Raw genomic sequence first — 6,351 nt, forward strand, 5'->3', positions numbered from 1 at the left:
CGCCCTCGCCCTCCTCACGGGCGGCGTCCTCGGCGGTCTCTACCTCTTCACCGACTCCCCCGAGGAGACGTCCGTCTCCGCCAAGGACGGGCAGGCGCCGCAGAACCGGGTGAAGGCCCTCGACGCCGGCGCGTCCGTGCTGCCGTCCGCCGCCTCCCCGTCCGCCTCGGCGAGCGCGAGCGCCTCCGCCTCGGCCAAGCCGTCGGCGTCCGCGTCCGCCTCGTCCTCCGCCTCGCCCTCCGCGGAGCCGAGCCGGTCCGCCTCCGCGAAGCCGTCGCCCGAGGCGAAGAACTCGACCCCGCCCAAGCGCGCCCCCAAGGCCGCGAACCCCGGCGGCGGCGGGCTCGGCCGGCAGGTCACCGACCTGGTCAACGCCGAGCGCGCCAAGGTCGGCTGCTCGCCCCTGACCGAGAACAGCAAGCTGGACGCCGCGGCCCAGGGCCACTCCGACGACATGGCCGCCCGCAGCTTCTTCGACCACACCAACCCCGACGGCAAGGGCCCCGGCGAGCGCGTGACCGCCGCCGGCTACAACTGGAGCACGTACGGCGAGAACATCGCCTACGGGCAGCAGTCGGCGTCCTCCGTCATGGACTCGTGGATGAAGAGCGACGGCCACCGCAAGAACATCCTCAACTGCTCCTTCAAGGAGATCGGCGTGGGCGTCAACCACGCCCCGGGCGGCCCGCGCTGGACCCAGGTCTTCGGCGCCCGCTGATCCGCTCACGGCTCCACCCGCCGGCCGGGCCGCCGGCCCGCCCGCCGGCGGGCCGGCTCAGCGCCGCCGCCCGCCCTTGAGAGTGGCCCGCAGGTACTCGCGGTTCATCGATCCGATCGCCGTGAGCGGGATGCCCTTGGGGCAGGCCACGGCGCACTCGCCGGTGTTCGTGCAGCCGCCGAAGCCCTGGTCGTCCATCGTCTCCACCATGTCCAGCACCCGGGCCTCCCGCTCGGGGGCGCCCTGCGGGAGGACGTTGAGGTGGACGACCTTCGCGGAGGTGAAGAGCATCGCCGAGCCGTTGGGACAGGCGGCCACGCACGCGCCGCAGCCGATGCACTCGGCGTGCTCGAAGGCGAGGTCGGCGACCGGCTTGGGCACGGGCGTGGCGTGGGCCTCGGGGGCGGAACCGGTGGGGGCGGTGACGTAGCCGCCGGAGCCGATGATGCGGTCGAAGGCGGAACGGTCGACGACCAGGTCCTTCACGACCGGGAAGGCCGCCGCCCGCCACGGCTCGACGTCGATGGTGTCGCCGTCGGCGAAGTGGCGCATGTGCAGCTGGCAGGTCGTGGTCCGCTCGGGCCCGTGCGCCTGCCCGTTGATGACCATGCCGCACGCGCCGCAGATGCCCTCGCGGCAGTCGTGGTCGAAGGCCACGGGCTCGTCCCCGGCGAGGATCAGCTCCTCGTTGAGGTGGTCGAGCATCTCCAGGAAGGACATGTCCTCGCTGATTCCCGTGACCCGGTAGGTGGTCATGGCGCCCGGTTCGCCGGCATGGCGCTGGCGCCAGATGCGCAGGGTGAGGTCCATTACGCGTAGCTCCGCTGGGTGGGGTGGACGTATTCGAAGGTCAGCGCTTCCCGGTGGAGGACGGGCGCCCGGCCCGGCCCGGTGAATTCCCAGGCCGCCGCGTACGAGAATTCCTCGTCCTTGCGGGCTGCCTCGCCCTCGGGCGTCGCGCTCTCCTCCCGGAAATGGCCGCCGCAGGATTCCGAGCGGTGCAGGGCGTCCAGGCACATCAGCTCGGCGAGTTCGAGGTAGTCGACGATGCGGTTGGCCTTTTCCAGGGACTGGTTGAGTTCCTCGCCGGTCCCGGGCACCTTGACGCGCCGCCAGAACTCCTCGCGCAGGGCGGGAATGCGGCCGAGCGCCTTGCGCAGGCCGGTTTCTGTGCGGGCCATGCCGCATTCGTCCCACAGCAGTTCGCCGAGCTCGCGGTGGAAGGAGTCCGGGGTGCGGTCGCCGTCGCTGGCCAGGAGGCGGTTCAGCCGGTCCGTCACCCCCGTGACGGCTTCCGTCACGGCCGGGTGGTCCCCGGGCACGGCGTCGTGCGGGTGCCGGGCCAGGAAGTCGTTGATGGTGGAGGGGAGGACGAAGTAGCCGTCGGCCAGTCCCTGCATCAGAGCCGAGGCGCCCAGGCGGTTGGCGCCGTGGTCGGAGAAGTTGGCCTCGCCGATCGCGAACAGGCCCGGCACGGTGGTCTGCAGGTCGTAGTCCACCCACAGGCCGCCCATGGTGTAGTGGATGGCCGGGTAGATCCGCATGGGGACCTCGTACGGGTTCTCCGCCGTGATCCGCTCGTACATCTCGAAGAGGTTGCCGTACTTGGCCTCGACGGCCTTGCGGCCCATGCGGGCGATGGCGTCGGCGAAGTCCAGGTAGACGCCCTGCCCGCCCGGGCCGACGCCGCGCCCCTCGTCGCAGACGTTCTTCGCGGCGCGCGAGGCGATGTCGCGGGGGACGAGGTTGCCGAAGGCGGGGTAGATCCGCTCCAGGTAGTAGTCGCGCTCGTCCTCGGGGATCGCGGCCGGCGGGCGCGTGTCGCCCTTCGCCCTGGGCACCCAGATGCGGCCGTCGTTGCGCAGCGACTCGCTCATCAGCGTCAGCTTCGACTGGTGGTCGCCGGAGCGCGGGATGCAGGTGGGGTGGATCTGGGTGAAGCAGGGGTTGGCGAAGTAGGCGCCGCGGCGGTGGGCCCGCCAGACCGCCGTCGCGTTGGAGTTCTTGGCGTTGGTGGAGAGGTGGAAGACGTTGCCGTAGCCGCCGCTGGCGAGGACCACCGCGTCCGCGACGTATGTGCTGACGGCGCCCGTGATCAGGTCGCGCGCCACGATCCCGCGCGCCCGCCCGTCGATGACGATCAGGTCGAGCATCTCCGTACGGGCGTGCATCTCGACGTTCCCCGCGTCGATCTGGCGGCTGAGCGCCTGGTAGGCCCCGAGCAGCAGCTGCTGGCCCGTCTGCCCGCGCGCGTAGAACGTCCGGGAGACCTGGACGCCGCCGAAGGAGCGCGTGTCGAGCAGCCCGCCGTACTCGCGGGCGAACGGCACGCCCTGCGCCACGCACTGGTCGATGATCTCGACCGAGACCTGGGCGAGGCGGTGGACGTTGGACTCGCGGGCGCGGAAGTCGCCGCCCTTGACGGTGTCGTAGAAGAGGCGGTGCACGGAGTCGCCGTCGTTGCGGTAGTTCTTGGCGGCGTTGATGCCGCCCTGCGCGGCGATGGAGTGGGCGCGGCGCGGCGAGTCCTGGTAGCAGAACTGCACGACGTGGTAGCCCTGCTCGGCGAGGGTGGCGCCCGCGGCACCGCCCGCCAGGCCGGTGCCGACGACGATGACGGTGTGCTTGCGGCGGTTCGCCGGGTTGACGAGCCTGGCCTCGAAGCGGCGCCGGTCCCAGCGCTCGGCTATGGGGCCGCCGGGGGCGGCGGTGTCGGTGACCGGCTCGCCGGTCGTGTAGTGCGTGTAGTCGGACGAGTGCGTGTGGTCGGACGAGTGTGTCCGGTCGGATGAGAAGGACATGCTCAGCTCACGACTCCTGTCAGGACGCCCACGGGCACGGCGATGAAGCCGCAGGTCAGCACCAGCGCCAGCGCATCGGCCAGGAACTTCAGCACCCGGTCGCGGCGGGGGGAGTTGGCGCCCAGCGTCTGGGCGGCGCTCCAGAAGCCGTGCCGGATGTGCAGCCCGAGGGCGAGCATCGCGGCGATGTAGAAGGCCGTGACGGCGGGGCGGTCGAGGGAGGCGACGAGGTTCTCGTAGGGGCGGCCCTCCTCGGCGTTGGGGTTGACCGTCAGCGTCGTCAGGTCGAGGACGTGCCAGACGATGAACAGCCCGAGGATCACGCCGCCCCAGCGCATGGTGCGGGTGGCGTAGCTCGCGCGCCGCCCCTTCTTCCCGCGGGTGCCGGCGTACTTCTGCGGCCGCGCGGCGAGGTCGCGGCGGCTGAGCTGGTACGCGGCCACGCCGTGCAGCACGACCGCCGTCCCGAGGGCGGCCCGGGCGATCCACAGGAACCACTCGTAGTGCAGGAAAGGCTCGCCGACGGTGCGGATCCAGTGCCCGTAGTGGTTGAACTCCCCGGCCCCGAAGAACACCTTCAGGTTGCCCACCACATGGGCGACCAGGTACGCCAGCATGATCATGCCGGTGACCGCCATGACCGCCTTCTTGCCGACGGTCGACCGCCACACGGAGCCGATGAGGGACGGAGGACGGTCCGTCCGGGTCGCCAGTGCCATGGCACCAGACGCTAGGCAGCGGCCGGTCCATCCGTCCAAGACATGATGAAGCTGGTTTCCATAGGCTCGTCCTATCTATGCTGCTGACCGTGCAACTCCAGCAGCTCCGCTACTTCGCGACCCTGGCCGAAGTCCGTCACTTCACCCGGGCCGCCGAGTCCCTGCACGTCGCGCAGCCGTCGCTGTCCCAGCAGATCCGCGCCCTGGAGCGGGAGCTGGGCGCGGAGCTCTTCCAGCGCGCCCGCGGCAACATCACCCTCACCGACGCCGGCGAGGCGCTGCTGCCGCTGGCCCGGCAGATCCTGGCCGACACCGAGACGGCCCGGCGCGAGGTGCAGGAGGTCGCCCAGCTGCGCCGCGGCCGGGTGCGCCTCGGCGCCCCGCCCAGCCTCTGCGCGAGCCTCGTCCCCGACGTCCTGCGGGCCTACCACGCCCGCTACCCGGGCATCGAGCTCCTCGTCGACGAGGGCGGCTCCCAGGACCTCGTCCGCACCCTCGCCGCCGGCGGCCTCGACCTCGCCCTGATCATCACGCCCCTGGCCGTCGGCGCCCCGGCCCTCGCCACCACCGAGCTCCTGCGCGAGGACCTCGTCGTCGTCTCCGCCCCCGGCGAACCCCCGCCCGTCCGGCGCCGCGCCCTGCGCGTGGCGGACCTGGAGGGCCTGCCCATGGTGATGTTCCGCCACGGCTACGACCTGCGCGAGATCACCATCGCGGCCTGCCGCGCCGCCGGCTTCGAGCCCGTCTTCACCGTCGAGGGCGGCGAGATGGACGCGGTCCTCGGCTTCGTCCGCGCGGGCCTGGGCCTGGCGGTGGTGCCGGGCATGGTGGCGGCCCGCTCGGGCCTGCGGGTCACCCCCTTCGAGGGCACCCGCATGCGCCGCACGATCGCCCTGGCCCACCGCAAGGACGTCGCCCCGCCGCGCGCGGCGCGCGAGCTGCGGACGGTGCTGCTGGAGCACCTGGGGACGGCGGAGGCCTGAGGCGGCTCAGCCCCACAGCCACCGCCCCAGCGCCACCCCCGCGAAGGCCGCGCCCAGCCCGCACACCACGCTGAGGGCCACGTTCGCGGCCGCGTAGCCGCGGGCGCCCCCGCGGGCCAGGACCAGCGTCTCGTAGGAGAAGGTGGAGTACGTCGTGAGCGCGCCGCACAGGCCCGTGCCCAGGAGCAGTTGCAGGTGGGAGGGGGCGGCGGCGGTGAGGACGCCCAGGATCAGGCTGCCCGCGGTGTTCACGGTGAACGTGCCCCAGGGGAAGACCGAGTCGTGGCGCGACTGCACCGCGCGGTCGGTGAGGTAGCGCAGGGGAGCGCCGGCCATCGCGCCGGCGACGACGAGGAGCCAGTTCACGCGCCGCCCTCCGGCGCGGGCCCGAGCCGCGGGACCTCGACGGGCTCCAGCGTGACCAGACGCTCCCCGGTGACCGCGCCCAGCAGCGGCAGGAACGCCCGTACGCGCTCCTCCGTGTCCACGATCACCACCGTCACCGGCAGGTCCTCGCTCAGGGAGAGCAGCCGCGCGGTGTGGACGACGGACGAGGCCCCGTAGCCCTCGACCCCGCGGAAGACCGTCGCCCCCGCGAGCCCGGCGGTGTGCGCGCGGTGCACGATCTCGGTGGACAGCGGCCGGTGCTCCCAGCGGTCCGACTCGCCGAGGAAGACGGTCAGGCGCAGGGCCCTGCCCCGGAGCCCCGCGCCCTGCGGGGAGGTCATCGCGTACGCCTCCGCAGCAGGAACGCCTTCGTCGCCGTGGCCGCCACCAGGACCGTCGCCAGCGCGCCGGCGAGCGTGCCCGCCAGATACGCCAGTGCCGTCGCCACGCGCCCGTCCTCGATCAGCCGCTGGGCGTCCACCGTGTACGTCGAGAAGGTGGTGAACCCGCCGAGCACCCCCGTCCCGAGGAACGGCCGCAGCAGCCGGTGCGGCGCGGCGAGCTCGGCGATCACCGTCAGCAGCACCCCGATCAGGGCGCAGCCCACCACGTTGATCAGCAGGGTGGTCCAGGGGAAGGCGCCGGGCGGCGCGGGCCACAGCAGCCCGGCGCCGTAGCGGGCGGCGGCCCCCGCGCCGCCGCCGAGGGAGACCGCGCAGACGACCGCGCCCCTGTCTCTTCTC

Annotated in this window: 8 protein-coding genes; 2 read left to right on the top strand and 6 right to left on the bottom strand. The window is 72.9% G+C overall.

What is annotated here, in order from left to right; all coding sequences use genetic code 11:
• Positions 1 to 718 (top strand): CAP domain-containing protein (locus tag V7793_RS31185; RefSeq protein WP_336012920.1); only part of this gene is annotated, 718 nt, incomplete at its 5' end.
• Between the two features lie 57 nt (positions 719 to 775).
• Here the strand turns inward: V7793_RS31185 and V7793_RS31190 are convergent.
• Genes V7793_RS31190 through V7793_RS31200 form a run of 3 tightly spaced genes read right to left on the bottom strand, consistent with a single transcriptional unit; the run spans position 776 to position 4,238 of the window.
• Positions 776 to 1,528, bottom strand: coding sequence for a succinate dehydrogenase/fumarate reductase iron-sulfur subunit (locus V7793_RS31190; protein WP_336012924.1), 753 nt, complete (start codon positions 1,526 to 1,528; stop codon positions 776 to 778).
• Positions 1,528 to 3,519 (bottom strand): fumarate reductase/succinate dehydrogenase flavoprotein subunit, encoded by a 1,992-nt coding sequence (locus V7793_RS31195; protein ID WP_336012926.1) that lies wholly within the window; start codon positions 3,517 to 3,519, stop codon positions 1,528 to 1,530. Before V7793_RS31195 ends, V7793_RS31190 begins: the two co-directional genes overlap by 1 nt.
• Positions 3,520 to 3,521: 2 nt before the next feature.
• Positions 3,522 to 4,238 (bottom strand): succinate dehydrogenase cytochrome b subunit, encoded by a 717-nt coding sequence (locus V7793_RS31200; RefSeq protein ID WP_336012929.1) that lies wholly within the window; start codon positions 4,236 to 4,238, stop codon positions 3,522 to 3,524.
• An 89-nt stretch (positions 4,239 to 4,327) separates the two neighbouring features.
• On the opposite strand from V7793_RS31200, the gene V7793_RS31205 reads away from it, so the two are divergent.
• Positions 4,328 to 5,221: a LysR family transcriptional regulator gene (locus V7793_RS31205; RefSeq protein ID WP_336012941.1), complete on the top strand. Its 894-nt coding sequence runs from the start codon at positions 4,328 to 4,330 to the stop codon at positions 5,219 to 5,221.
• Between the two features lie 6 nt (positions 5,222 to 5,227).
• On the opposite strand, the gene V7793_RS31210 is transcribed toward V7793_RS31205, so the two are convergent.
• The 3 genes from V7793_RS31210 to crcB form a co-directional block, all read right to left on the bottom strand.
• Positions 5,228 to 5,587 (bottom strand): fluoride efflux transporter FluC, encoded by a 360-nt coding sequence (locus V7793_RS31210; RefSeq protein WP_336012932.1) that lies wholly within the window; start codon positions 5,585 to 5,587, stop codon positions 5,228 to 5,230.
• Entirely contained in the window at positions 5,584 to 5,949 is a 366-nt protein-coding gene (locus tag V7793_RS31215) for a DUF190 domain-containing protein (RefSeq protein ID WP_336012935.1), read from the bottom strand. Before V7793_RS31215 ends, V7793_RS31210 begins: the two co-directional genes overlap by 4 nt.
• On the bottom strand, positions 5,946 to 6,351 hold a 406-nt coding region (crcB, locus tag V7793_RS31220), incomplete at its 5' end, for a fluoride efflux transporter CrcB (protein ID WP_336012938.1). The genes V7793_RS31215 and crcB, both read right to left, overlap by 4 nt.

The sequence above is a fragment of the Streptomyces sp. KLMMK genome (assembly GCF_036961605.1).
Taxonomy (GTDB): Bacteria; Actinomycetota; Actinomycetes; order Streptomycetales; family Streptomycetaceae; genus Streptomyces; species Streptomyces telluris.

Excerpts from the sequence above, each read along its gene's own strand:
- V7793_RS31190 (WP_336012924.1), bottom strand. The coding sequence starts at position 1,528 with ATGGACCTCACCCTGCGCATCTGGCGCCAGCGCCATGCCGGCGAACCG.
- V7793_RS31195 (WP_336012926.1), bottom strand. The coding sequence starts at position 3,519 with ATGTCCTTCTCATCCGACCGGACACACTCGTCCGACCACACGCACTCG.
- V7793_RS31200 (WP_336012929.1), bottom strand. The coding sequence starts at position 4,238 with ATGGCACTGGCGACCCGGACGGACCGTCCTCCGTCCCTCATCGGCTCC.
- V7793_RS31215 (WP_336012935.1), bottom strand. The coding sequence starts at position 5,949 with ATGACCTCCCCGCAGGGCGCGGGGCTCCGGGGCAGGGCCCTGCGCCTG.